This is a genomic window from Bradyrhizobium sp. AZCC 1721 (genome assembly GCF_036924715.1).
Classification (GTDB): domain Bacteria; phylum Pseudomonadota; class Alphaproteobacteria; order Rhizobiales; family Xanthobacteraceae; genus Bradyrhizobium.
Genome location: NZ_JAZHSB010000001.1, coordinates 901,366 through 926,516 on the forward strand (window position 1 = coordinate 901,366; position 25,151 = coordinate 926,516).

Sequence of the window (25,151 nt, forward strand, 5' to 3'; positions counted from 1 at the left end):
CCGAGTCGGGGACGCGCGCCCGGCAATGATGAAACCTGGAAGGGACAGAGCATGCGACGAAACCTGCCACTCGCATTCCTCCTCATCGCACCAGTGCTCGCGGGTTGCCTCGAACGCGGCCAGCCGACCATGGTCGACACCAGCGCCGATGATGACGCGTTCTGTCGCTCCAACAATGTCGCGCCGGGCTCGAACGACTACGTCATCTGCCGCAAGAACCGCGACGTCCAGCGCGCCAATGCCAACGCGCGTACCGACCGCGCCCAGCGCAATCTCGCCGAGCAGATGCTGAACAATCCGACGAGGCCGTAACGGAGGCCACCATGAACGAAGACACCTTCAACGCAAGCCTGCGCAAATTTCTCAAGCAAGTCGGCGTCACCTCGCAGCGTGAGGTCGAAAAGGCCGTGCGCGATGCCATCGAGTCGGGAAAGCTGAAGGGCCATGAAAAGCTGTCGGCGAAGATGGTTCTCACGATCAGCGGCATCGGCCTGTCGCATGAGATTGACGACGAGATCGAGCTGGGCTGAGCGGTTACTTCGGGACCCTGCCGTTGCAGGCGAAGCCCCTGTTGGGGCAACGCACGGCCGTTGCGCAAAAAAGATACCTTGCAGTAACGGCTTGTCCTGCCACCGCCGCGCACGTTTCGAATCGGTGCTATAAGTCGCGCATGGAACAACTTGCAATCAAGCTGCTGGGGTTTGCCGCCGCGACGTGCACAACCCTTGCTTATGCCCCGCAATTCATCAAGGTCTGGAGAACCCGCTCCACGGAGGACATTTCACTGGGCATGTTCCTCGTCATGCTGCTCGGGCTCGTGCTTTGGCTGCTGTACGGCCTGTTTTCCGGTGATGTCCCGCTCATCATCGCCAATGCCATAACGATCGTCCTGGCCGGCGGGATCCTATTCATGAAGCTGAAATACGGCTGAGCCCCAAACAAAAACGCGGCAAGTTGCCCCGCCGCGTTCAACATCAGCCGTAGCCGATAGCTTCTACTCTTCCTCGTCCTGCTTCTTGCCGCCGATATTCTTGAGCTTGGCGAACACGGCATCGACGTTGAGGTCGTCCTCCGACTTCTCGCGCGGCTCGAATTCCGGCTCCTTCTTCGTGGTCTCGGAGGCCGGCAGCAGGGTGGCGCCGCCGTAGGCTGCGGGCACCGGCTTTTCCTTCGCTGCGCGCTGCACCTCGAAATCGAGTTCGATCTGCGAGCACAGGCCGAGCGTCACCGGATCCATCGGGGTGAGCGTCGAGGCATTCCAGTGGGTGCGGTCGCGGACTGAGGCGATGGTGGTCTTGGTGGTGCCAACCAGGCGCATGATTTGCGCGTCCTTCAGCTCGGGATGGTTGCGGACCAGCCACAGGATCGCGCTCGGCCGCTCGTGGCGGCGCGACACCGGGGTATAGCGCGGGCCCTTCTTCTTGGCTGCTGGCGGCAGCACCACCTTGCTCTCGCCGAGCTTGAGGCGGTAATTCGGGTCCTTTTCGCCCCTTTCAATCTCGTCGCGGGTTAATTGGCCGGTCGAAATCGGGTCCATGCCCTTGATGCCCTGGGCCGCATCGCCATCGGCGATGGCGCGGACCTCAAGGGGGTGCATTTTGGTGAAATCGGCCACCTGGTCGAAGGTCAGCGCCGTATTGTCGACCAGCCACACGGCCGTCGCCTTGGGCATCAGCGGTGCATTGCTCATGGCAAATCTCCTTTGTGCCTCGCCCACCTCTTTTTAGGAGGCGAAGCCTGTGGTCATCGTTGATGACGGGAATTGAGGGCTATATACGCCTTCCAACCCCTTTGGCGCAATGGTCTGCTAAAGTGCCTTGACACAGCCCGAAACCAGTCCCAAGTCCTTATCCGAATTGGCCGTTCCCTGCCCGCCGGCAAGGGGTGATTCGGTCCTGAGATAGCCCCCATGCCAGCCAAACCAGACCTCAGAATCGTGCTTTGTTCTCCCCGCGGCTTCTGCGCCGGGGTGGTGCGGGCCATCGATACCGTGGAGCGGGCGCTCGCCATTTATGGCGCCCCCGTCTATGTCCGCCACGAGATCGTGCATAACCGCTACGTGGTCGACAGCCTGAAGACCAAGGGCGCGATTTTCGTCGAGGAACTCGCCGAAATCCCCGATAATACCAACGCCCCGGTGGTGTTTTCGGCCCATGGGGTTCCCAAGTCGGTTCCGGCGGACGCCCGCGCCCGCAATTTCTTCTCGCTGGACGCAACCTGCCCGCTGGTTACCAAGGTGCACCGCGAGGCCGCGATCCACTTCAAGCGCGGCCGTGAAATCCTGCTGATCGGGCATTCGCATCACCCCGAGGTGGTCGGCACGCTCGGGCAGTTGCCGACGGGCGCGGTGACGCTGATCGAGACCGCGGAGGATGCCAAGACGTTCGCGCCGAAGGATCCGAACAACCTCGCTTTCGTGACCCAGACGACGTTGTCGATCGACGACACCGCCGAGATCGTCGCGCTGCTCAAGGAGCGCTTCCCGAACATCAACGGCCCGCACAAGGAAGACATCTGCTACGCCACCACCAACCGCCAGCTCGCGGTGAAGAAGGTGGCGCCGGTGGTCGATGCCCTGATCGTGGTCGGCGCGCCGAACTCGTCAAACTCGCAGCGCCTGCGCGAGGTCGCCGAGCGCGAGGGCTGCCCGGTCTCGGTGCTGGCGCAGCGCGCCTCGGATCTCGACTGGTCGCGCTTCGAGGGCATCAAGAGCCTCGGCATCACGGCGGGCGCGTCCGCGCCGGAAGTGATCGTCGAGGAAATCATGGGCGCCTTCGCCGAGCGGTTCGAATTGCATGTGGAGACGGTGTCGGCCGCGGAGGAGAATGAGTTCTTCCCGCTGCCGCGTTCGCTGCGGCCCGAAGCTGCCGCCGAGTAGTCGCGATGGCGGTTTACACCGACGTCGCCGCCGAAGACCTCGCGGAGTTCCTGAAGGGCTACGACATCGGCGAGTTGCTCTCCTACAAGGGCATCGCGGAGGGTGTCGAGAACTCCAACTTCCTGCTGCATACCAGCAAGGGCGCCTTCATCCTCACGCTCTATGAAAAGCGCGTGGCGGTGGACGACCTGCCATACTTCCTGTCGCTGATGGCGCATCTGGCCGAGCGCGGCGTGCGCTGTCCGCAGCCCGCCAGAAACCGCAAGGGCGAGGTCTACAGCGAACTGGCCGGGCGTCCCGCGGCGATCATCAACTTCCTCGAAGGCATGTGGCCGCGGCGGCCCAACGCCGCGCATTGCACCGGCGTCGGCGAAGCGCTGGCAAAGATGCATCTGGCGGGCCGCGACTTCCCGATGTTCCGCAAGAACCCGCTGTCGGTGGAGGGCTGGCGGCCGCTGTTCGATCTCGCCGCACCGCGCGCCGACAGCGTCGCGCCTGGCTTGCAGGACTTCATCGCGCGCGAGCTCGATCACCTCGAGGCGCGCTGGCCGAAAGATCTGCCGCTCGCGGTCATCCACGCCGACCTGTTTCCCGACAATGTCTTCTTCCTCGGCGACAAACTGTCTGGCCTGATCGACTTCCCGTTTTCCTGCAACGACATCCTGGCCTACGACGTCGCGATCTGCCTGAATGCGTGGTGTTTTGAGCCGGATCATTCGTTCAACGTTACCAAAGCGCGCGCGCTGCTCAACGCCTATGGCCGCGAGCGGCAATTGTCAGAAGCCGAGCAGGAAGCGCTGCCGCTGCTGGCGCGCGGCTCGGCGCTGCGCTTCCTGCTGACGCGGCTGGTCGATTTTCTCAACGTGCCGCCGGGCGCGCTGGTGAAACCGAAGGACCCGCTCGAATACGTCCGCAAGCTGCGCTTCCACCAGAGCGTTTCCAGCGTGCGCGATTACGGTCTGACCCAGCCCGGATTTGTCGCTTGAGCGAATTGCCTCACGTGACGGTTTTCACCGACGGCGCCTGCTCGGGCAACCCCGGCCCCGGCGGATGGGGCGCGATTCTGAGGTTCGGCGATAAAGAGAAAGAACTGAAGGGCGGCGAGCCGCACACCACCAACAACCGCATGGAGCTGATGGCTGCGATCTCGGCGCTGGAAGCACTGAAGAAGCCGTGCGTAGTCGATCTCACCACCGATAGCCAGTATGTCCGCCAGGGCATCAGCGGCTGGATCCATGGCTGGAAGCGGAACGGCTGGCGCACCGCGGACAAGAAGCCGGTCAAGAACGTCGACCTCTGGCAGCGCCTCGACATGGCGCTAAAGCCGCACGAGGTGCGCTGGCACTGGATCAGGGGCCACGCCGGCCACGCCGAAAACGAGCGCGCCGATCAATTGGCGCGCGAGGGCGTGGCGATGGCGAGGCTGCAGGAGAGAGTGGGGAAGTAGCGGCGCCGCATCCTCGCGCCGTCATCACCCGCCAACGGGTCGCGCGAATGCGCGCCCGAGGACAGGCTAAGGCGGGTGATCCAGTATTCCAGCGACGTTTTAGAAATGCCGAGAAGCCGCGGCGCACTGGATCGCCCGGTCGAGGCCGGGCGATGACAGCCTAATTTGCGGCGAGCACTCAGCTCACAACTGCCCCAGCAGCGTATCGCCGCCGGAAACTTCGACCTTGCCCGGCGCGGGCTCGAGGTTGAGCTTCTTCACCACGCCGTCTTCCACCAGCATCGAATAGCGCTTGGAACGGATGCCGAGGCCATTGCCGGAGGCATCGAGCTCCATGCCGATCGCCTTGGTGAAGTCGGCATTGCCGTCGGCGAGGAATACGGCTTCGTCGCGCTGGTCGGTGTCGCGCTTCCACGCATTCATGACGAAGGCGTCGTTGACGGAGACGATGGCGATGGTGTTCACGCCCTTGTCCTTGATGGCATAGGCGTTGAGGAAGATGCTCGGCAGGTGCATCTTGTGGCAGGTGCCGGTATAGGCGCCGGGCACCGCGAACAGCGCCACCTTCTTGCCCTTGAAAATGTCATCGGTGGTCTTGACCTGCGGGCCTTCCGCCGTCATCACGCGAAACTTGGCTTCCGGCAGCTTGTCGCCAACTTGGATCGTCATCGTCAATTCTCCCTCAATGTGCGGTGTGTGCCTTATAGCGTTTTCGAGCGAAGTGGGTACCGGTTCGCGTGAAGAAAACGCGTTAAAATAACAATCTGGAGCGAACGCTCCAGACCGGGCAGGTGAACGGCACAATATTCAGGGAAGGAGAAACGGCAACAGTCGAGACCGTTCACGCTTGCGTCATCACGGCGAAAAGCCGCCTTCATCGAGGAATGCCTGCTCCTCCGGCGTAGTGGCGCGGCCCAGAAGGTGGTTGCGGTGGGGAAAGCGGCCGAAACGCCGGATGATATCGGCGTGGTGCTCGGCCCATTTCAGGCTCTCGGTATGGCCGGCCGCGCGTGACAGCTCGATGCAGCGCAACTGGTCGCCCAGGTGCTCCGAATGCATGAAAGGCAGATAGAGGAATTCGCGCAAAGCGGGATCGATCCGCGCGTCGACGCCGTGATCGACGGCGCGGTGCGCCACCTCACGCGCGAGGCGGTCGCTGGCGTAGGTTCTCGCGTCGCCGCGGAACATGTTGCGGGGAAACTGGTCGAGCACGATGACGAGCGCCAGCGCGCCGTCATCGCTCGTTTCCCACGACGATAGCTCGCCGGCCGCCGCTCTCTGCCAAAGGCTGAGAAAGCGCCGGCACACCTCCGCATCGAAAGCGTCGTCGCGCGTGTACCAGCGATCAGGGCCGGCGTCGCGCCAGAAGGCCAGAATGTCGGCTGGCGCGACGTTAGTCTCCGTCATGTCGAGAGGTCCGCCTGCGCCTTACGCCGCGGCCTTCTTCTCGTCGCGCAGTTCGCGGCGCAGGATCTTGCCGACATTGGTCTTGGGCAAATCGGTCCTGAACTCGATCTGCTTGGGGACCTTGTAGGCGGTGAGCTGCGTGGCGCAGTACTTGATGACGTCATCGGCCGTGAGGTTTGGGTCTTTCTTGACGATGAAGGCCTTGACCGCCTCGCCCGACTTCGAATCCGCCACACCGATCACGGCGCATTCGAGCACGCCTGGATGCCCCGCGATCACTTCCTCGATCTCGTTCGGATAGACGTTGAAGCCCGAGACCAGGATCATGTCCTTCTTGCGGTCGACAATCTTGGTGTAGCCGCGTTCGTCCATGACGCCGATGTCGCCGGTGCGGAAGAAGCCGTCCGCGGTCATCACGTTCGCGGTCTCTTCCGGCCGATTCCAGTAGCCGGCCATCACCTGCGGTCCCTTGGCGCAGATCTCGCCGGGCTCGCCGAGCGGCACTTCCTTGCCGTCGTCGTCGCGGATCGAGATGTAGGTCGAGGGCACGGGAATGCCGATCGAGCCGGAGAACTGATCGGCGTCGGCGGGGTTGCAGGTCAGCGTCGGCGAGGTCTCGGACAGGCCATAGCCTTCCGACAGCGCGCAGCCGGTGACCTTGAGCCATTTCTCGGCGACTGCCTTTTGCGTCGCCATGCCGCCGCCGAACGAGGTCTTCAGCTTGGAGAAGTCGACCTTGTCGAACCCGGGCGCGTTGAGCAGGGCGTTGTAGAGCGTGTTGACCGCCGGGAAGCTGTTGACCTGGTACTTCATCAATTCCTTGATGAAGCCCGGTATATCGCGCGGATTCGGAATCAACAGGTTGACGCCGCCGGCCCGCACCGCCAGCAGGAAGCACGCGGTCAGCGCGAAGATATGATAGAGCGGCAGCGCGCAGACGACGAAGAGCTGGTCGACATGCGGCGACTTCTTCAGCGCCGGCTGCAACCAGGCGTCGTTCTGCAGCACGTTGGCGAGGATGTTCTTGTGCTGCAGCGTCGCGCCCTTGGAGACGCCGGTGGTGCCGCCGGTATATTGCAGGAAAGCGACGTCATCACGCGTCAGTTGTGGCTTGCTGAGCTTCATGCTGCGGCCGGCAGAGAGCGCATCGTTGAACGAGACGGAGCCTGGAAGCGACCACGCCGGCACCATCTTCTTCACCTTGCGCACGACGAGATTGACGATCACGCCCTTGAAGCCGAGCAGGTCGCCCATGCTGCCGACGATCACGTGCTTCACGGATGTCTTCGCGATCACCTGCTGCACCGTGGTGGCGAAATTCTCCAGCACGATGATCGCTTCGGCGCCGGAATCCTTGAGCTGATGCTCGAGCTCGCGCGGCGTGTAGAGCGGATTGACATTGACCACGGCATATCCCGCGCGCAGCACGGCGGCGGTCGAAACCGGATATTGCAGCACGTTCGGCATCATCAGCGCGACGCGGGCGCCCTTTTGCAGGCCCTTGCTCTGCAGATAGGCGCCGAGCGCCTGGGACATCTCGTCGAGGTCGCGGTAGCTGATCGACTTGTCCATGCAGATGAACGCCTTGCGATCGGCGAACTTCTTGAAGCTTTCTTCCAACAGCTCGACCAGCGATGAGTACTGGGTGACGTCGATATCGGCTGGCACGCCGGCCGGATATTGCTTGAGCCAGATCCGCTCCATGGTATCTCCCCTCTGCTTGTTTCCCTGTTTCTCGGCCGGGCATGCCTTGTTTTTGGCAGTATTGTGAATGCCGCCGCCGATGGCAAGCGGCTGCGCGCTATCGACGCATTTCGGCGATCTGGAATCGTTCGGCCGAACGGCAGGAAAGCTGCCTAATTACGTGGCTCCGCGGCCCGTTAACCAGCCGGCTTGTTTTCGCCTTTGGGTTTAGCGGCGGCGTTTGGCTTGGCCGGCTTCGGCGCGGGCTTGTCTCCGACGGCTGCGGGCTTGGCGGCTGCGGGTTGGACGGCTGGCTTTCTTTCAGCCGAAGCAGCCGGCTTTTTCTCAGCCGAGGCGGCCGGCTTGGCGGCAGCATCCGGTTTGGCGTTTGCGTGCCTGACGGCAGCAGGCTTGGCTGCCGGCTTTGCGTTGGCTTCAGCCTTGGGCGCTGCCGCGCCGTCGGGCTTCTTCGCGGCAATCTTCGACTTCTTGCCGCGCTTTGCGGACGCCTGCTTTTCAGCCTCCGCCGCAACGGCGGCGATCAATGCGGGGCCGGTCTTGGTTGGACCGGTATAGACCGGAACAGGCTCGGACGGCTCCGCCGCAGCCGCCAGCAGATCCGCAGGTTTGACCGGGTGGTTCTGCAGCCCCGCCGTGAAGAAGTTCACCGCGGTCTCGCCAGTCGAAGTGTTGCCGTTGCTGGCGACGATGTCCGGGTCCTCATCGGTAGCCGGCCGCTTGCGCTTGCCGTTGCACATCTCGTCGCGCAGGTTCGGCGGCGTCGCATCGACCGGAACCAGTTTGTCGACGGTGCCAAGCGCGGGCGTCAGCCAGCTCAGTCCGTTGCCGAAGCCGCGCTCCAGCAATTGCGCCGCGCGCACTGCGCGCGCCTGGCCTGAGGATGCGCCGAGCACGACAGCAATCAGCCGCTTGCCGTTGCGCGTCGCAGACGCAACCAGATTGTAGCCGGAAGCGCAGATGAAGCCGGTCTTGAAACCGTCGGCGCCGGGATAGCGCCCGATCAGCTTGTTGAAATTCTGCGTCACCCTGCGGCCGTAGCGGATCGAGGGGATCTGCATGAAGTATTCGTACTCGGGCAGGTCGCGAATGACGGCGCGTGCCAGCATCGCGAGATCGCGCGCCGACGTGATCTGTCCGTCCGCGGGCAGGCCGTTGGGATTGACATAGCTCGTCTGCGTCATGCCGAGCCGCAAGGCGGTCTGGTTCATCATCGCCGAGAAACCGTCGACCGAGCCGCCGACGCCTTCGGCGAGCACCACGGCCATGTCGTTGGCCGACTTCACCATCATCATCTTGAGCGCGTTATCGACGGTGACCTGGGTGCCCGGAGGAAAGCCCATCTTGGACGGCGACTGCGAGGCGGCGACCGGCGACACCGTCAAGAGCGTGTCGAGCGACAGTCGTCCTTCCTTGACCGCCTTCAGCGTGACGTAAGCCGTCATGATCTTGGTCACCGAGGCGGGATACCAGGGCATGGTGGCATTGTCGGCCTGCAGCACCTTGCCGGTATCGGCTTCGACCACCAACAGCGCTTCGGCGTGCACGGCGCGCGGCGTTATGACGGCAAGCGCCGTCGCCAGCAAAATCAGGTTCAATGAGGAAGCGCGAAGCAACGGGCGAAGAAGATGCACTTTTCCGTTCCGGTCCTTTGAGACCCGCCTTCGAAAAGGAGAGGTCCTTAAATCAAATGTTCGGGTTTCAAGCGTGTCCGGCGCCGTCGCATTGCGGCAGGTCGCAAACCTATACCGGCTTGGCGATTCAGAACAGAGGCCCGGCGACTTAATCGTGGAGGAAGTTGGCGCAATTTCGGCGATAGTTGAACCGTAACAGATGCTTGCCGGCCTATTTAACCTCGATGCCGGCCCGGGCATTCTCCTGCACCATGAACTGGGCCTTGGCGAGTTCCGCGAAGCGACCGCCCATGGCCACCAGTTCATCGAAAGTTCCACTTTCGATCACCCGCCCGTTGTCGAACATCAGAATGCGGGTCGCGTTGCGAATGGTCGAAAGCCGGTGCGCGATCACAAAGGTGGTGCGGCCCTTCATCACCTCGTCGAGCGCCGCGTTGACCTTGGCCTCGGTGACGGCGTCGAGCGCGCTGGTCGCCTCGTCGAGGATCAGGATCGGCGGGTCTTTCAGCAGCGCACGGGCGATCGACAGGCGCTGCCGCTCGCCGCCGGATAGCATCCGGCCGCGCTCGCCGGCATGGGTCTCGAATTTCTTCTCGCTGCGCTCGATGAATTCCAGCGCCTGGGCGCGGCTTGCGGCGACGCGCATTTCCTCATCGGTCGCGTCCGGCTTGCCGACGCGCAGATTGTCCGCGATCGAGCGGTTGAACAGCAGCGCCTCCTGGAACACCACGCCGATGTTCCGCCGCAGCGCCGTCAGCCTCAACGCGCGAATGTCCATGCCGTCGATCTTGATGATGCCGGACTGCGGATCGAAGGCGCGGTGCAACAGCGCAATCGCCGTCGACTTGCCGGCGCCGGTCGGGCCGACCAGGGCGATGGTCTGCCCGGGCAGAGCGGTAAACGAAACGTCTTCGACCGCGGGCCGTTTGCCGTCATAGGAAAACGATACGTCGTGGAATTCGACGAGCCCGGAAAGCCGGCCGGTATCGACCGCTCCGGGCCGGTCGCGCACCGCGGGTACGGCGTCCAGTACGTCGAAGAATTCCTGCAGCCTTGGGGCCTCCATGAACACGCTGTTGATAAAGCTCACCACCTGTTCCAGCTTCTGGATCAGCATGGTCGCGAAGCTCACGAACATCACGATCTCGCCGACCGTCGTCTGCCCCTGCGCGTGCAGGTAGATGCCGACGGTAAAGATCGCGAGCACGGTGATGGTGGTGGAAGCGCGGGTGATGACGGTGACCAGCGCCCACCAGCCGAGCACCGGCATCTGCGCGGCGAGCAGCTTGTCGGCGACGAAACGCAGGCCCTGAACTTCGGCATCGATCCGTACGAAGCTCTGCACCAGCGCGACGTTGCCAAGTGCATCAGACGCGCGCGCCGAGAGATCGCTGTACTGCGCCTCGACGTCGCTCTGCATGCCGTAGGTCTTGCGGACGACAAACGTGGTCAGCGCCGTGAACACCACGCACAGGACGAACAACAGGATCGCCAGCCGCCAGTTGATGTAAAGCGCGAGCGGCAGCAGCACGACCAGCGAGAGAATCGCCGCAAAATGCTCGCGGAAGAAGGCAAGCCAGAGCCGCCACAGCGCGTCGGTGCCGTTCAGCATCACCTTCATCAGCCGCCCGGAATGGGTGCCGGTGTGGAAGGTGAGCGGCAACTGCATGATGTGCTCGAAGTAATCGGTCAGCACCACCTGGCGCTGGCGGTGTGCCAGCTTGTCGGCGTGGAGCGCGACGAGCGCGCTGCACGCGATGGTGAACAGGCCGAATACAACCCAGGCGGCCAGCAGCGGCCAGGCCGAGTTCGAGGCCAGCATTCCGCTCTGCGGCTTGCCCGAGAGCACGTCGACGATCTTGCCGAACAGCACCGGCTCGGCGAATTGCGCCCCGGCCAGCAGGAGATTGGCGACGGCGAGAATCCAGCCCAGCCGCGCCTCCTTGCCAAGCAGCTCGAGGACACGGGTGTAAAGGCGCAGCATGGACATCAGGTGAGGACTCGCAAGGCGATTCAATCGCCCATTGTAAACAGGGATCGCTCGGGACGACTAGTGAGGCAGGCGCATTCGTCAGGAGTGAGGTAGGCGACTTCGGCAGGCAGTTGAGCAAGCGGCACCCCTCTCCCTAACCCTCCCCCGCAAGGGGGGAGGGAACCCATCCGCCGGTGCTTCCCTTACGTGTTTGCAACTTCAGCACAGCAACGCGAAGTGAGGTGAGCACGCTGATCAGGCTCCCTCCCCCCTTGCGGGGGAGGGCTGGGGAGAGGGGTAAGCCGCGGGCACTGGCGGAAGAAGAAGCCCCCACTCAATTAATCAGCCGGCTGTTGAGCGGGGGCAGGAACTGGTCGTCGAAAATGTCGGAGGCCTGCGGCCGTTTCTGAAACTTGAAGTCGTCCGCGACCTGATCGATCGAGCGTTCGAAGCGGGCCGGATCGATGGCGCCGATGCCGTTGCGTTTCACTTCGCTGGTCAGGACGTAGTCGCGCAGGATGCTTTGCAGCCGCTCGAGTTCGAGGTCCTTCGAGCCGCCGTCCATGCGATTGGCGACCTCGGTTGCGGCGCGTTCGGGGTCTTTGACCGTGAGATGCAACCCGCCGATGACGGCCCGCACGAATCCTTTCACCGCCTCGGGCTTGGCGGCCGCCAGCGCCGGATTGGCGATAATAGCGAAACCGTAGGCTTCACAGCCATAGTCGGCGAATTTCAGCACCGCCAAATCGTCGGCAGGCACGCCGCGATCCCTGAGATTGATCGCCGACAGATAGGAGAAGCCGGTCACGGCATCGATCTGGCCGGCCGACAGCATCGGCTCGCGCACCGCGGCACTGATGCTGCTCTGCTTCACGCTCTTGATCTTGATGCTGTTCTGGTGCGCTACCGCCGGCCACAGCCGGCCCGACAGGTCGCCTTCGGCGACGCCGAGAGTCCTGCCCTCAATGTCGGTCAGCGCGCGGATGCCGCGGCTCTTGCGGGCGATGATGGCATAGGGCGCCTTGTTGAACAGCACGAACACGGCCTTGATCCGCGGGCCACCTTGCTTGTCCTTGTCGCGAAACCGCATCAATGCGTTGACGTCGACGACGGCAAAATCGCTGGTGCCGGCCGCGACGCGCGCAATCGCGTCCGGCGATCCGCTGGCGATGTTGATCGTGACCGCAAGCGCCTCAGCGCTGAACAGGCCGCCGGCAGCCGCCATCACGAACGGCGCTGCCGCGGCATCGATCGGACGATCCAGCGAAAACTGGATTGCGAGCGGAGGCCGAGGTTCGTCGGCGGCGAGGGCGCTATTCGCTGAGAAGCCCGCAATGGCGCACAGCCCGGCAAGGAAAGCCAAGAGAACGCCCAGGCGAGAGCGGATGGCGTTGGTCCTGATCGCACGCATCGAGATGACATCAGCAAGAGGTGGGACAAGTTGCCGCGCCGGTGATGTCGGTTTCGTGACATCGCCAACGGCAGACTTGGCCTTTAGGCGAGCTATTGTGCAGCATCTAACCTGAATGGTCGATGACTGCCACGATTTTGCCAGGGATCGTTCAGCCGCCGTTCGGATTCGGGAACCTAGTATCCGTTCGGTGGTTAGCTATCGAAGGCCTGTCAGGCCAGCTCCCACGGAGGATGTCGAGATGTTTGCGCAAAAGGGTGTGTTTTCATCGATCGGCCGCGCCGGCGCGGTGGCAACGGTTGTGGCCGTTGCACTGACGGCAGTCGCGCCGACGACCACGGCATTCGCGGGCTCCGCACCGTCGAGCAAGGGCGTGACGGCCTCGACCGGGACCAGCGACGCGACCGATATCAGCGCCCGCCGCAGGTACTATCGCGGTGGCGGTGGCGCGGCGGCAGCGGCGGCCTTTGCCGGCATCGTCGGTACGGGACTTGCGATTGCGGCCACCCAGAACCGCCGCGATTACTACTATGATCGCGGCTATGGCTATTATGGTGGCGGCCCGGTCTATTACGGTAGCCCGTATTATTACCGGCCTCGCGCCTACTATTACGGCGGCGGCCCCTACTATGGCGGCTGGTAAACGCGACCGCTAAAATGTCATCCGTTCAATATGAATCCACCGGCCACCCCGGCCGGTGGATTTTTTTATGGTTGCAGAGGTGGCCGTTAACACGCCGGCCATGGCTTTGCATTAGGCTCGAAGAATGAGTGATTCGCTCGAACGGCTTTATCAGGCTGTCCTCGCGGCCAGGGATCTCGATCCGGCAACGTCGCGCACGGCCCGGCTGTTTCAGCGCGGCCCCTCCAAGATGGCCAAGAAGCTCGCCGAGGAAGCCATCGAAGTCGTGATCGATGCCGTCAGCGGCAAGGCCGACGCGGTGGTCCGCGAGAGTGCCGACCTGCTCTATAACCTGACCGTGCTGTGGGCATCGGCCGGCGTGAAGCCGGAGGACGTCTGGCGCGAAATGGAGCGGCGCGAGGACCTGCTGGGCATTGCCGAAAAGCTGCCAAAGCCCGTCAAGTCGCCGAAAACGGCGCCAACCAAGCCGCTGCCCAAGGCAGCGGCAGGCCCCGCAGTCCGGCGGCGAATTGTCGCGCTGGAAGGCCGTTCTGTACGCAAGCGGTAGTAAATCCCCTCAAAATCCGTCGTTTTCCGGCATGGACAAATCCGCTCCATGATGGTTCATGCGCCCATGCTCAAACGGACCTACGATTGGTGTATCAACGCCGCCGACAAGCCCTATGCGCTTTGGATCATGGCGGCGGTGTCTTTCGCGGAAAGCTCGTTCTTCCCGATCCCGCCCGACATCATGCTGCTGCCGATGTCGCTGGCGCAGCCGAAGAAGGCGTGGTGGTTTGCGACCGTCTGTACCATCGCATCCGTTGCCGGCGGCGTGGTCGGTTACGCCATCGGTGCGTTGCTCTATGACTCGGTCGGGCACTGGCTGATCACGGTCTACGGTCTCAGCGACAAGGTCGAAACCTTCCGCGCCTCCTATGCCGAATGGGGCGCGGTGATCATCCTGCTGAAGGGGCTGACGCCGATCCCCTACAAGCTCGTCACGATCACCTCGGGGTTTGCCGGCTACAACATCTGGCTGTTCATCCTGTGCTCGATCGTGGCGCGCGGCGGACGGTTCTTCGTGGTCGCGGTCCTGCTCAACCGCTATGGCGACGCGATCCGGGCCGAGCTGGAAAAGCGCCTCGGCACCTGGGTGGCCATCGGTGCCATCGTCCTGGTGTTCGGCTTTTACGCCGCGTTCAAGCTGGTCTAGGCTTTGCCGGCATCCCGGCTTCAAGCTACGTTTCGTCCCATGCCCGATCGAATCGGCCGTTTGATCAAGCTATTCGGGATGCAACGCGCGACCGTTGGGCTCGTTGCATCCGTGCTTGCGATCGCTCCCGATGCCGGCTGGTCGCAAGGCGCGCCGCAGCCCTCGCTCGGCCTGCAGTCGCCGGCCCAGCAGCCGGTGCCGGCTCAGCCTGAGCGGCAGCAGAGTGAGCCGCAGCAAGCGCCGCGCCAGGAAAATCCCGGCCTGATCAACGAAATCGGAAAGCTGTTCGAGAAATCCAAATCGCTGCTGCCGCCGCTGAAGAGCCCAAGCGAGACCATCGACGATCTCAACGCCGGCGCCAAGGGTGCCGGCGACAGCCTGTCGAACATCGCCAGGCCATCAGTCATGGTGAGTGGGCGTGCGGCGTGTCTGGTGGCGGCCAACGGTGCGCCGGACTGCAAGGCCGGCGCCGACCGGCTGTGCCAGAGCAAGGGCTACAAGGAAGGCAAGAGCCTCGATACTGACGCGGCCGAAAAATGCTCGCCGAAAGTGTTCCTGCCCGGCTACAAGCGGCAGTCTGGCGACTGCAAGACGGAAAATTACGTGACGAGGGCGCTCTGCCAGTAGAGGTCGTTCCGTCATCTCGCAGCGCCAAAACGCAATACTTGACACTGGAAAGATTGCCTTGTTGGTTGGTATGATGCCTGGCATCTCTAGAGCCAAATCGCTTGCCTGAATAACCAGAGGATCGCTTCGAATGTCCATGCCCGCGCTGTTCAAGGGCCGCCTGTCGATACCCGTGATCGGGTCGCCGCTGTTCATCATTTCCGTGCCCGATCTCGTGATCGCCCAGTGCAAGGCCGGCGTGGTCGGATCGTTTCCGGCGCTGAATGCGCGGCCGGCTTCGCTGCTCGACGAATGGCTGGCGCGGATCACCGAAGAGCTCGCAGCCTACGACAAGGCGCATCCGGAGCGGCCGTCGGCGCCGTTTGCGGTGAACCAGATCGTTCACAAATCCAACAACCGGCTCGATCACGATCTTGCGGCCTGCGAGAAGTACAAGGTGCCGATGCTGATCACCTCGCTCGGCGCGCGCGAGGATCTCAACCAGGCGGCGCACAATTGGGGCGGCATCGTCTTCCACGACGTGATCAACCAGAAATTCGCGCACAAGGCGATCGAGAAGGGCGCCGACGGCCTGATCCTGGTGGCGGCCGGCGCCGGCGGCCATGCCGGCACGATCTCGCCGCTCGCCTTCGTCGAGGAAACGCGCGCCTGGTTCGACGGACCGATCGCGCTGTCGGGCGCGATCGCCAACGGCCGCGCCATCCGTGCGGCGCGCATCCTCGGTGCCGACTTCGCCTATATCGGCTCCGCCTTCATCGCGACCCAGGAAGCCAACGCGGTCGAAGCCTACAAGGAGATGATCACGTCGTCGTCGGCGGAAGACATCGTCTATTCGAACCTGTTCACCGGCGTGCACGGCAATTACCTCAAGCCGTCGATCGTCAAGGCCGGGCTCAATCCCGACGACCTGCCGACCTCCGATCCCTCGAAGATGAGTTTTGGCACCGACGCCTCCGGCGAGCGCGCCAAGCCGAAGGCATGGAAGGAGATCTGGGGCAGCGGCCAAGGTATTGGCGGCATCGGCAAGGTGGTGCCGGCCGCCGAGTTGATCGCGCGGTTCAAGAAGGAATATGACGAGGCGGTCGACCCCGCATTGTAAGGCGTCTTGCGGAGCGCGCCCCGTGATGGATGCGACGGAGGATCGGTGATGGCCGGACAGGATCTGAGCGCCCATGTTGCGCTGGTAACGGGCGCGTCCCGCGGCATTGGCGCGGCGATTGCGCGAATGCTTGCGGAAGCTGGCGCCGCGGTTGCGGTCAATTACCGCGAGCGCGCCGCCGACGCCGACGCGGTTGTCGCTGACATCAAGGCTGCCGGCGGCCGCGCCATCGCGGTCGCCGCCGACGTCTCGCAGGCCGCATCCGTTGCCGGCCTGGTCGAACAGGTCGCCGCCGCACTCGGCCCGATCGACATTCTCGTCAACAATGCCGGCTTAGCTATCGTGCGCGGCGTCGACGATCTCACCGAGGACGATTTCGACCGGACCATTACCGTAAACCTGAAATCGGCGTTCCTGTGCACGCAGGCCGTGCTGCCGGCGATGCGGGCGCGCAAATGGGGCCGCATCGTCAACATCTCGTCGGGCGCGGCGCGCGGCGCCGGCGCGATCGGCGTGCACTACAACGCCTCCAAGGCCGGCATGGAAGGACTGACGCGCGGTTACGCGGCGCGGCTCGTCAAGGAAGGCATCACCGTCAACGCGGTGGCGCCGTCGCTGATCGAGACCGACATGATGGGCGGCCGGACGGATCTGGCGCGCAACATCCCGCTCGGCCGCATGGGCCGGGCCGAGGAAGTCGCGCAAGCCGTCGCGATGGTGCTCGGCAACAGCTACATGACCGGGCAGACCATCGTCCTCAATGGCGGCATGGCGTTCATTTGATGCGCCGCCTTGCTCGCCGTCTCCCGCGAATGGCGCGCGGTGCTCTGCCTGCCGCCGGCTCGACTCGCTCTGCCGAAGCAGGCAAGAAGCTCGTCCCTTGATCGACAGGACTTCTCATTCAATGGACGGCATTTTTCGCGTTCACGGCAACGACGTCGTCACCAGCCCCCTCGCGGCAGGCCCATGGGACCCGAGCATGCAGCACGGTTCGCCGCCGGCGGCGCTGGTGGTGTGGGCGGCGGAGCGGATTCCGACGCCGGTCCCGATGCGGGTTGCGCGCGTGACCGTGGACCTGATGCGTCCCGTGCCGGTGGCGCCGCTGACCATCGAGAGCGAAGTCTTGCGCGAGGGGCGCAAGATCCAGCTCTGCGCGGTCAGGCTACTGGCTAACGGCGTCGTCGTGGTCGGCGCGACCGTGCTGAAGATCAAGGTGCAGGCCCAGGAATTGCCGCTAGAGGCCGAGATCCTGCCGGTCGAGCTGCCGGGGCCGGATCGATCGCGCGTCGAGCCCGCGGATTTTTCCTCCAGCCCGTTCGTATCAGGCATGTCGCTGCGCGCCGCGCGCGGCCGCTTCGGCGAGCCCGGTCCCGGTGCGATCTGGTACCGCGTCGACCGGCCGATCGTGGAAGGCGCAGCCGTTTCGCAGGCAATGCGGGCGATGGCCGCGGCGGATTTCTGCAACGGCACCTCGGCCGTGCTGGATTTCCGCGCGTGGACCTTTCTCAATGCCGACCTGACCGTGAATTTTGCCCGTGAGCCGGTCGGCGACTGGATCCTGCTCGATGCCGAGTCCTGGATCGGTCCCGATGGCGCGGGGCTGGCAATGGCGCGGCTCGCCGACGAGCGCGGCTATTTCGGCCGCGCTATCCAGAGCCTTGTCATCGAGAAGCGCTGACTGCGCGGGGTCGGTACGTAAAGGGACCGCAATCACCGAGATTGCGGCCCCTTCAATCATTCGAGATCGATCGGCTGGTAACGCCCGCTTTCGTCGAGTGCCGTGCCCCACACCTTGTTCGAGGCTTGGTGCTCGGAGCGGCCGAAGCTGAGCTGGGTCCCGAGACCGAGGTCGAGATTGCGCATCGTCTCCAAGGTGTCGATCAACTTCTCGGTATCGAGCTGCGGGCCGGTCCGCTTGATGCCCGCGATCAGCACGTTGGCGGCGACATAGCCCTCGAACGAAACGTAGTCGGGCGCTTCGCCTGGGAAATACTTGGCGAGCGCATTCTTGTATTCGAGCACGGCGGACGAATAGCCCGACACCGCCGGCACCACCTGCGTCACGATCACGCCGTTGGTGTAACGCGGTCCCAAGAGTTTCAGTTCTTCGGCGAGCGCCGTGGAGCCGACGAACGAGACGTTGGAGTAGATCAACCCGGGATAGAGGTCGCGCGTCTTCTCGATGAACCGCGCCGCGGCCCGGTAGGTGGCGACCATGACGACGGCCTTGATCGGCGGTTTCGCGAGCTTCAACTGGTTGATCGCGTCGTCGACGTCGACGGTGTTTCGCGCATAATTGAGCCGGAGGATGGCGCCGTCGTTCACGCCCATGGAGCGAAACGCCTTGGCGACCCCGGCAAATCCGGCGTCGCCGTACGAATCCTGCTGCGCAAACACCGCGATCTGCCGAGGCTGCAGCCGGCGTATCTTGACGAGGTAGCGGACGACTGCGTCGGTTTCCTGAACATAGCTGGCGCGGTAGTTGAACACGTAGCGATCCGGCGGATCGTTGCGCAGGATGTTGGCGCCGGTGAAGGCCCCGAAGAACAGCATCCGGCGCTCGAGCGCATAGGGAATCGCCACCGCCGCGGTTGGCGTGCCGACATTGCCGACGATGCCGAACACCTGGTCCTTTTCATAGAGCTGCTTCATCGCGTCCGCGGTGCGTGAAGGCTCGTAGCCGTCGTCGGCGGCGTGCAGTTTGAGCATCCGCCCGTCGACGCCGCCGGCATCGTTGATCCGGTTGAAGGCGGTCTCGATTCCGAGCTTCATCTGGCGTCCCAGCTCACGCGCGGAGCCGGAGAAGGGCGCGGCGATGCCGAAGCGGATTTCCTTTTCGCCGATGCCGCGTGGCAGCGGCCCGGTCGGGACTGGGGCCGTCGGCGCGGTCGCCGCGTTCGCGGCCGTTGCCGCAGCAGCAGGGGACGGACCGATGACGCTGGAAAGACTAGGGCCCGAGATCGAGCGTTCGAGATCGGCAAGTTGACGATCGGCCCGGATGCAATCGATTTTGCCCGAGCTAACGGCGGCGCGGCCGTCGGCCACGCTGCGATCGAATGTCAGGGTGAGATCAGAACGCTCGGCCTCGTTCGACGAGGCTTCCCGGATCACCTGTGAAAACTTGTCGACGATGGTCTGGATGCGGGGACGCGCAATGTCGCGGCAGGCCTGGGCCGAGCCGATCACGGGGCCGACGCGGCCGGCAAGGTCGCGCACGATCGCAATGTCGCCGGCAGCCTGGGCGCTGCCTGCGATTCCGAAGAGCACGGCCCCAACCAGCAAGGCGATGCGGTGCGAGGTCATGGCAAACTCCTTGAGAGTCGGTTCTCAGGCATTGTCATTCTTCCATCTGGATCATGGGTTGGCGCGTTGCGGCGACGCCGGATCCGGCTTCTCGCGCCACTGCATGAATTGCTTGAGCAACTGCGACTGCTCGGGCGCAGGCGAGGCGCTCGGTGGCGTGGAGGCGAGAACGGCCTGGAATTCGCTGATTGCAGGCTTTGGCGAAGCCTCTCCGGATTGGAACAGGGCAGCCTTGATCGACTGCACGATTCCGGAGGACGCCGACGGCTCACCGTCGCTCTGCCGCGACCCCGGCACGACGACGACGAAGAACAGCGCCACGAGAGCGGAGGCGCCGATGGCGGCACCAAAGCGCGCTGCGACGCTCCACAACGCCTTCTTCGATTCCAGTTGGGGTTCGCGCATGATCTCGGGATCGAGGGGATGGCGCAGCGCATCGGATACGGCGCTCTCGAGCTGGGAGTCGAACGACGCCGGAGAGAACGGTGTCGATGCGGGGCTGGCGTCGCGCATGGAAGCCGACCGCTCACGTAGCGAGCGCGGCGCGTAGTACAGGGGATCGCGGGGATTGATGTGGTCCTGCTCACTCACACTACTCATACGCTTACTCCTCATGTCGCTTGGCGGATTGACCGGCGGACTGCTCGGCGGCGGAACGGTAGGTGACGTACCGATCAGGAGTTCCAGGTCGCGGAAGAGGCGCGCGGGATCGTCGACGTCCGCTTTCTGTCCGCTGTCGAGCTTGCTCGGAAGATTTGAATCAAGATGTGAGGCGCCGTCCCTGCGTCCGGCGACACCTGCCTGCGAGATCGAATCTCGCGACCACACAACGCTCACGGCTTCCACTGCCTCGTCCCCTGCCGGCAAATGTTCCGTCTGTCCGACGGATTGAGCTGCCAGACCGCAGAGATCCGCCAGCACACATAAGTTTGTTGGAGCCGAGCGAGGACTAATTTAGGTCGGAAACGTGACGAAAGTAAGTTGAGCTCGCGTTAACTACAACTCACGTGACCTCTGTTTTCAAAGGGTTTGGCATGCGTTCCGCACGATAAGCAGCATGAATCGGCCACAAATGCGCCGGATTCGCCGCTCGTTGCGCTGTTTTCTGCGCGTAGCGCGGGTTTTCACATTAATTACTCGTTAACCAAGTTCGTCGATTGTTAACCATTCAATAAGAAAGGCGAGTCGAACATCATGGACGTCCGAGCGGATCCCACGCGTCAACTGGTCCGGCTGCGCGGCCGGTCCTATGTCGCGTTCGTATTCAGCCCTGTCGTGCCGATCGTGGAATGGCTCGCCGAGATCGACGCCACGCTGGCGCGCTCGCCCGGATACTTCGTCGGCAAGCCGATCGTGCTCGATCTCTCAGCCGTCGACCTCTCAAGCTCCGCCATCGCCCATCTCGTCGGCAGTCTCAACGAGCGCAACATCCGCGTCCTCGGCATCGAGGGTGTGGAGGAAGATCGTCTCGCGGCGAACATGCCGCCCTTGCTGACCGGCGGCCGTGCCTGCGTGATCACGCGAAACGAGCCGACGCAGAAGTCGGAGCCCGAGCCGAAGAAGCCGACCTCGCTGCTGCTGGAGAACCCGGTACGTTCGGGCCAGTCCATCGTCTTCATGGAAGGCGATGTCACGGTTTTGGGCTCGGTCGGGTCGGGCGCGGAGATCGTCGCCGGCGGATCGATTCACATCTACGGCACGCTGCGCGGCCGTGCGATGGCTGGCGTCAACGGCAATTCGGCCGCACGGATCTATTGCCAGAGAATCGAGGCCGAGCTGCTGGCGATCGATGGCTACTACCAGACCGCAGAAGAAATCGACGTCGCGCTCCGCAACCGCCCGGCGCAAGCCTGGCTGGAGGGCGACACCATGAAAATTACCCCGCTGAATTAACCGGCTAAGGAGATCAAGTATGGCCAAGGTCCTGGTCGTTACCTCGGGCAAGGGAGGCGTTGGAAAAACCACCTCGACGGCCGCGCTCGGTGCGGCGCTTGCGCAAGGCGGGCAAAGCGTCGTGGTGGTCGATTTCGATGTCGGCCTGCGCAACCTCGATCTGGTGATGGGCGCCGAACGCCGCGTGGTGTTCGACCTCATCAACGTGGTGCAGGGTGTCGCCAAGCTGCCGCAGGCCCTGATCCGCGACAAGCGGCTGGAAAATCTCTGGCTGCTGCCGGCCTCACAGACCCGCGACAAGGATGCGCTGACCGACGAGGGCGTCGGCCGCGTTATCGCCGAGCTCAGGAGCCGGTTCGACTGGATTCTGTGCGACAGCCCGGCCGGCATCGAGCGCGGCGCGACGCTCGCCATGCGCTATGCCGACGAAGCCGTCATCGTCACCAATCCCGAAGTGTCCTCGGTGCGCGACTCCGACCGCATCATCGGCATGCTCGATTCGAAGACGGTGAGGGCGGAGCGCGGCGAGCGGGTGGAAAAGCATGTGCTGATCACCCGCTACGATCCGGCGCGTGCGGCGCGCGGCGAGATGCTCAACATTGACGACATCCTGGAAATCCTCGCGACGCCTCTCCTCGGCATCATTCCCGAGAGCCAGGATGTCCTGAAGGCGTCCAACGTCGGCACGCCGGTGACGCTCAACAATGCCGAGAGCGCGCCGGCCCGCGCCTATATCGATGCCGCACGCCGCCTGATGGGCGAGGAAGTCGCCATGACCGTGCCGGCCGAGCGCAAGGGCTTCATGAACCGCTTGCTGGGACGGAGAGCTGCATGAGCATGAATCTGCTGCGGCTGTTTAGCGGCCGCAATGCATCCGCCCCCGTTGCGCGGGAGCGGCTGCAGATCTTGCTAGCGCATGAGCGCGGGCTACTCGGTCAGTCCGACTTGCTGGCCACGCTGCGGGAGGAAATCCTCGCGGTGGTGTCGAAGCACGTGGTGCTCGATCCCGACAAGGTGATGGTTAAGCTGGAGCGCGGCAAGACGGTGTCGACACTCGAAGTCGATATCGAAGTGCCCAATAATTTCGACAAGAAGGCTCCTACCGAAAAGCGCATGGCCGGCTGAAAGGCGCGCTGCCGACCGAGCTAATTAATCGCTACCCCACCATCCGCTCGCGGCCGGTCCAGAAGCCTGCCTTCAGCACCTTCTTGTCGACCTTGCCGACGCCGGTCATCGGCAACTCGCTAACGAACTTGATATGCTTGGGCGCGTGCGCCGAGCCTTTCTTCGCCTTCACGAGGTTGATCAGCTCGTCCGGATTCGGTCGCGCGCCTTCGCGGGCGACGATCACGGCGGTGACGGCCTCGCCCCATTTGTCGTCGGGCACGCCGACCACGGCGACCATGGCGACGTCGGCATGTTGCGACAAGACATCCTCGACCTCGCGCGGAAAGATGTTGAAGCCGCCGGAGACGATCATGTCCTTCTTGCGGTCGAGGATGAACATGTAGCCGCGTTCGTCCGATCGCGCGATGTCGCCGGTGTGCAGCCAGCCGTTCTTCAGCGTCTCCGCAGTCGCGTCGGGCCGTTTCCAGTATTCGGCCATCACATGCGTGCCGCGCACGCAGATCTCGCCGGCCTCGCCGGTTGCGACTTCCTGGTCGTCATTGTCGAGGATCTTCACTTGGCAAGCGGCAATCGGGAATCCGCAGGACAGGAACAGCTCCGGCGTCCTGGGATCGTGGTCGGCCTTGCGCAGCACGGATACCGGATAACATTCGGTCTGGCCGTAGAGCTGCGAGAACACCGGCCCGATTCGCTCGATGCCCTCGACCAGCCGGCTCGGCGACATCGCAGATGCGCCGTACAGCAAGAGTTCGAGCGAGGAGAGGTCGGTCTTGTCGAGGGAGGGATGATCCAGCATGACGTAGATCATCGTCGGCACGAACAGGGTGAAATTGATCTTCTCGCGCTCGATGGTCTTGAACACGGCTTCGGGATCAAAGCCTTTCAGCATATGCACGGTGCCGCCGCGCATCAGCGTCGGCAGCACTTTTGTCCCCGCGACATGGCTGATCGGCGCAACCGTCAGGTAGCGCGGGGTATCAGGAATTTCAAAGTCAGCGAGGATCGCGCTGGCAAACCCGCCATATTCGCGGTGATAGCGGAGCGCGCCCTTGGATTTGCCCGTGGTGCCGCCGGTGTAATTGAGCGTGGCGATGTCGTCGGGTCCGGCAAAGCTGCGCGCCGTGGCGCTGCCGGCGGCTTCAATCGCCTGCAGGAGATCGTCGCCGTAACTGGCGGGACCGAGCGTGAGCACAGTCTTCAGACCGGTCGCTTTGGCCGCGAGTTCGCCGCCGCGGTCGCGGAAGGTAACCGCGTCGACCACCAGCATCTGCGCCTCGGAATCCTCGAGCTGAAACAGTTGGTCGTCCAGCGAACCCAGTGGATGCAGCCAGGTAATCGCCAACCGCGAGAGCTGCGCGGCGACACCGGCGCACCAGGTGTCGGCGCGGTTGGCGGTGAGAAACGCGACGCGGCTGCCGGGTTGGAAGCCGAACTGCATGAAGACGCTCTGCATGCGCCCGATCATGTCGGTCGCGCCGCGATAGGTGAGCGATCCGCCCGGCCAGGCGAACGCCGTGCGCTCCGGGTAGCGCGCCAGCGCCAGCAACGTCTGCTCGCATGCCGCCGGAAACGCGTAGAGCGGATTGCCCATCTTCTTCCTCCCGCTGTTTTGTAATTGGCCTTCGTCCGTGCCAATGTCGGGTAACGCTAGCACAACAAGAAGCCTGCTCAAGCCGGGAAGAACGCCTTGCCACCTGTCGACTTGCTCTCGCGCTTTCGCGACCGCCTCAGCCTGCCGCTGATTGCGGCGCCGATGTTTCTCGTCTCCGGCGTCGAGTTGGTGGTAGCCGCCTGCCGCAACGGCGTGATCGGTTCGTTTCCGACCGTAAATTGCCGCAGCCCCGAACAACTCGATCAATGGCTGACGGACATCGATGACCGGCTGAAGGAGCACTCGGATGCAAGCGGCAAGCCCGCAGCGCCTGTATGCGCCAATCTGATCGTGCATCGCTCCAATGCGCGGCTGGAGCAGGATCTGCAGGTGCTGCTGCATCATCGGCCGGAAATGGTTATCACCTCCGTCGGCTCGCCGGCGCCGGTATTGAAGCCGTTGCGCGATGCCGGCGCGCTGGTGTTTGCCGACGTCGCATCCATCCGCCATGCCGAGCGCGCGGCGGCTGCCGGTGCCGATGGGCTGGTGCTGCTAACGGCAGGCGCGGGCGGTCAGACCGGCTGGCTCAATCCCTTCGTGTTCGTGCGCGCGGTGCGCGCCTTCTTCGACGGACCCCTGGTGCTGGCGGGCGGCATCGCGGATGGTCACGCCCTGCGCGCGGCCGAGGCGCTCGGCTGCAATCTCGCCTATATGGGCACCAAATTCATCGCCACGCGGGAGAGCATGGCGGACGCGCGCTACAAGGAGATGCTGGTCGCCAGCAGCGCCGACGACATCCTGCTGACCAAGGCATTCACGGGCCTCCAGACCAACATGCTGCGCCCCTCGATCGAGGCCGCCGGTCTCGATCCGGACGATCTTCCCGAGCGGGGCGCGATCGATATCGCCAAGGATATCGACATCGGCGCGCGCGAGAACCGCCCGAAACGCTGGAAGGATATTTGGAGTGCGGGACATGCCGTTTCGGGCGTGACGGAGGTTCTTTCGGTCGACGAGATGGTTGCGCGCACAGCGGCGGAATATCGGGACGCTGCCACGCGCCTGCGACTTAGCTAGGCTAGAGCACAAAGGGTTCCCGGCGATCCAGCCACTGCATTTTTGTGATGCAGCAATGCCAGGCGCGCCCAACGGCAAATGCCAAGAGAAAGCCGCCGCGCTGGCAAACTTCCGACACAGGATGACGGCGAAAACAGGCAATCCG

General features: G+C 63.7%; 27 protein-coding genes. 17 read left to right on the top strand and 10 right to left on the bottom strand.

Annotated features, from left to right (window positions below; all coding sequences use genetic code 11):
• The first annotated feature begins 51 nt into the window (after window positions 1-51).
• From V1273_RS04335 to V1273_RS04345, 3 genes are all read left to right on the top strand, one after another.
• Window positions 52-312 (top strand): hypothetical protein, encoded by a 261-nt coding sequence (locus V1273_RS04335; protein WP_442894061.1) that lies wholly within the window; start codon window positions 52-54, stop codon window positions 310-312.
• 11 nt (window positions 313-323) lie between these two features.
• Window positions 324-530, top strand: coding sequence for a DUF6494 family protein (locus V1273_RS04340; protein ID WP_334366435.1), 207 nt, complete (start codon window positions 324-326; stop codon window positions 528-530).
• A gap of 140 nt (window positions 531-670) precedes the next feature.
• Complete coding sequence (locus V1273_RS04345; RefSeq protein WP_028348103.1) at window positions 671-931, top strand: SemiSWEET transporter; 261 nt, start codon at window positions 671-673, stop codon at window positions 929-931.
• Window positions 932-994: 63 nt separating this feature from the next.
• Here V1273_RS04345 and V1273_RS04350 read toward each other — a convergent pair whose 3' ends face one another.
• Window positions 995-1,690, bottom strand: a complete 696-nt coding sequence (locus tag V1273_RS04350; protein WP_334383838.1) for a DUF1013 domain-containing protein — start codon at window positions 1,688-1,690, stop codon at window positions 995-997.
• A 219-nt stretch (window positions 1,691-1,909) separates the two neighbouring features.
• Here V1273_RS04350 and ispH point away from each other — a divergent pair, with 219 nt between their 5' ends.
• The 3 genes from ispH to rnhA are packed head-to-tail and all read left to right on the top strand — an operon-like array spanning window position 1,910 to window position 4,325.
• Window positions 1,910-2,878, top strand: a complete 969-nt coding sequence (gene ispH, locus V1273_RS04355) for a 4-hydroxy-3-methylbut-2-enyl diphosphate reductase (protein ID WP_028348105.1) — start codon at window positions 1,910-1,912, stop codon at window positions 2,876-2,878.
• Window positions 2,879-2,883: 5 nt separating this feature from the next.
• Window positions 2,884-3,864, top strand: coding sequence for a homoserine kinase (locus V1273_RS04360; protein ID WP_334408831.1), 981 nt, complete (start codon window positions 2,884-2,886; stop codon window positions 3,862-3,864).
• A complete protein-coding gene (gene rnhA / locus V1273_RS04365) occupies window positions 3,861-4,325 on the top strand; it encodes a ribonuclease HI (protein WP_057844385.1) in 465 nt (154 codons plus the stop codon). The genes V1273_RS04360 and rnhA overlap by 4 nt, the downstream gene beginning before the upstream one ends.
• Before the next feature lie 183 nt (window positions 4,326-4,508).
• On the opposite strand, the gene V1273_RS04370 is transcribed toward rnhA, so the two are convergent.
• The 6 genes from V1273_RS04370 to V1273_RS04395 all read right to left on the bottom strand — a co-directional run bounded on the left by V1273_RS04370 (window position 4,509) and on the right by V1273_RS04395 (window position 12,450).
• On the bottom strand, window positions 4,509-4,994 hold the full coding sequence (locus tag V1273_RS04370; RefSeq protein WP_028348108.1) for a peroxiredoxin: 486 nt from the start codon (window positions 4,992-4,994) through the stop codon (window positions 4,509-4,511).
• A gap of 186 nt (window positions 4,995-5,180) precedes the next feature.
• On the bottom strand, window positions 5,181-5,732 hold the full coding sequence (locus V1273_RS04375) for a DUF924 family protein (RefSeq protein ID WP_334383836.1): 552 nt from the start codon (window positions 5,730-5,732) through the stop codon (window positions 5,181-5,183).
• Window positions 5,733-5,753: 21 nt separating this feature from the next.
• A complete protein-coding gene (locus V1273_RS04380; RefSeq protein ID WP_334366439.1) occupies window positions 5,754-7,436 on the bottom strand; it encodes a long-chain fatty acid--CoA ligase in 1,683 nt (560 codons plus the stop codon).
• A 176-nt stretch (window positions 7,437-7,612) separates the two neighbouring features.
• Window positions 7,613-9,067, bottom strand: coding sequence for a D-alanyl-D-alanine carboxypeptidase family protein (locus tag V1273_RS04385; protein ID WP_334408832.1), 1,455 nt, complete (start codon window positions 9,065-9,067; stop codon window positions 7,613-7,615).
• Window positions 9,068-9,278: 211 nt separating this feature from the next.
• The gene (locus V1273_RS04390; protein ID WP_334408833.1) at window positions 9,279-11,057 is read right to left on the bottom strand and encodes a glucan ABC transporter ATP-binding protein/ permease; all 1,779 of its coding nucleotides are present in this window, start codon (window positions 11,055-11,057) and stop codon (window positions 9,279-9,281) included.
• Window positions 11,058-11,373: 316 nt separating this feature from the next.
• Window positions 11,374-12,450 (bottom strand): ABC transporter substrate-binding protein, encoded by a 1,077-nt coding sequence (locus V1273_RS04395; RefSeq protein WP_334408834.1) that lies wholly within the window; start codon window positions 12,448-12,450, stop codon window positions 11,374-11,376.
• Window positions 12,451-12,691: 241 nt separating this feature from the next.
• Here V1273_RS04395 and V1273_RS04400 point away from each other — a divergent pair, with 241 nt between their 5' ends.
• From V1273_RS04400 to V1273_RS04430, 7 genes are all read left to right on the top strand, one after another.
• On the top strand, window positions 12,692-13,093 hold the full coding sequence (locus tag V1273_RS04400; RefSeq protein ID WP_334383833.1) for a hypothetical protein: 402 nt from the start codon (window positions 12,692-12,694) through the stop codon (window positions 13,091-13,093).
• 124 nt (window positions 13,094-13,217) lie between these two features.
• Window positions 13,218-13,640, top strand: coding sequence for a phosphoribosyl-ATP diphosphatase (gene hisE, locus V1273_RS04405; RefSeq protein WP_334366444.1), 423 nt, complete (start codon window positions 13,218-13,220; stop codon window positions 13,638-13,640).
• A 66-nt stretch (window positions 13,641-13,706) separates the two neighbouring features.
• Window positions 13,707-14,288 carry a YqaA family protein gene (locus tag V1273_RS04410; protein ID WP_334366445.1) on the top strand — a complete coding sequence of 194 codons (582 nt, stop codon included), beginning with the start codon at window positions 13,707-13,709 and terminating at the stop codon, window positions 14,286-14,288.
• 78 nt (window positions 14,289-14,366) lie between these two features.
• Entirely contained in the window at window positions 14,367-14,915 is a 549-nt protein-coding gene (locus tag V1273_RS04415; RefSeq protein ID WP_334383832.1) for a hypothetical protein, read from the top strand.
• 130 nt (window positions 14,916-15,045) lie between these two features.
• The gene (locus V1273_RS04420) at window positions 15,046-16,014 is read left to right on the top strand and encodes an NAD(P)H-dependent flavin oxidoreductase (RefSeq protein WP_247508814.1); all 969 of its coding nucleotides are present in this window, start codon (window positions 15,046-15,048) and stop codon (window positions 16,012-16,014) included.
• Window positions 16,015-16,062: 48 nt separating this feature from the next.
• Entirely contained in the window at window positions 16,063-16,797 is a 735-nt protein-coding gene (locus V1273_RS04425; protein ID WP_334366447.1) for an SDR family NAD(P)-dependent oxidoreductase, read from the top strand.
• A gap of 121 nt (window positions 16,798-16,918) precedes the next feature.
• Window positions 16,919-17,692, top strand: a complete 774-nt coding sequence (locus tag V1273_RS04430) for a thioesterase family protein (RefSeq protein ID WP_334383830.1) — start codon at window positions 16,919-16,921, stop codon at window positions 17,690-17,692.
• Window positions 17,693-17,748: 56 nt separating this feature from the next.
• Here the strand turns inward: V1273_RS04430 and V1273_RS04435 are convergent, their stop codons facing one another.
• Together V1273_RS04435 and V1273_RS04440 are read right to left on the bottom strand one after the other, a co-directional pair.
• On the bottom strand, window positions 17,749-19,317 hold the full coding sequence (locus V1273_RS04435; RefSeq protein ID WP_334408835.1) for an ABC transporter substrate-binding protein: 1,569 nt from the start codon (window positions 19,315-19,317) through the stop codon (window positions 17,749-17,751).
• Between the two features lie 51 nt (window positions 19,318-19,368).
• On the bottom strand, window positions 19,369-19,917 hold the full coding sequence (locus V1273_RS04440; RefSeq protein WP_334408837.1) for a hypothetical protein: 549 nt from the start codon (window positions 19,915-19,917) through the stop codon (window positions 19,369-19,371).
• 594 nt (window positions 19,918-20,511) lie between these two features.
• On the opposite strand from V1273_RS04440, the gene minC reads away from it, so the two are divergent.
• Genes minC through minE form a run of 3 tightly spaced genes read left to right on the top strand, consistent with a single transcriptional unit; the run spans window position 20,512 to window position 22,335 of the window.
• Window positions 20,512-21,210, top strand: coding sequence for a septum site-determining protein MinC (minC, locus tag V1273_RS04445; RefSeq protein WP_334366451.1), 699 nt, complete (start codon window positions 20,512-20,514; stop codon window positions 21,208-21,210).
• 19 nt (window positions 21,211-21,229) lie between these two features.
• Complete coding sequence (gene minD / locus V1273_RS04450) at window positions 21,230-22,045, top strand: septum site-determining protein MinD (RefSeq protein WP_171711705.1); 816 nt, start codon at window positions 21,230-21,232, stop codon at window positions 22,043-22,045.
• Window positions 22,042-22,335 (top strand): cell division topological specificity factor MinE, encoded by a 294-nt coding sequence (gene minE, locus V1273_RS04455; RefSeq protein WP_156433752.1) that lies wholly within the window; start codon window positions 22,042-22,044, stop codon window positions 22,333-22,335. Before minD ends, minE begins: the two co-directional genes overlap by 4 nt.
• Before the next feature lie 31 nt (window positions 22,336-22,366).
• Here minE and V1273_RS04460 read toward each other — a convergent pair whose 3' ends face one another.
• Entirely contained in the window at window positions 22,367-23,929 is a 1,563-nt protein-coding gene (locus V1273_RS04460; protein ID WP_334383826.1) for an AMP-binding protein, read from the bottom strand.
• Between the two features lie 96 nt (window positions 23,930-24,025).
• Between V1273_RS04460 and V1273_RS04465 the strand changes: the two genes are divergently transcribed.
• Entirely contained in the window at window positions 24,026-25,006 is a 981-nt protein-coding gene (locus tag V1273_RS04465) for an NAD(P)H-dependent flavin oxidoreductase (protein WP_334383825.1), read from the top strand.
• The last annotated feature ends 145 nt before the right edge of the window (window positions 25,007-25,151 follow it).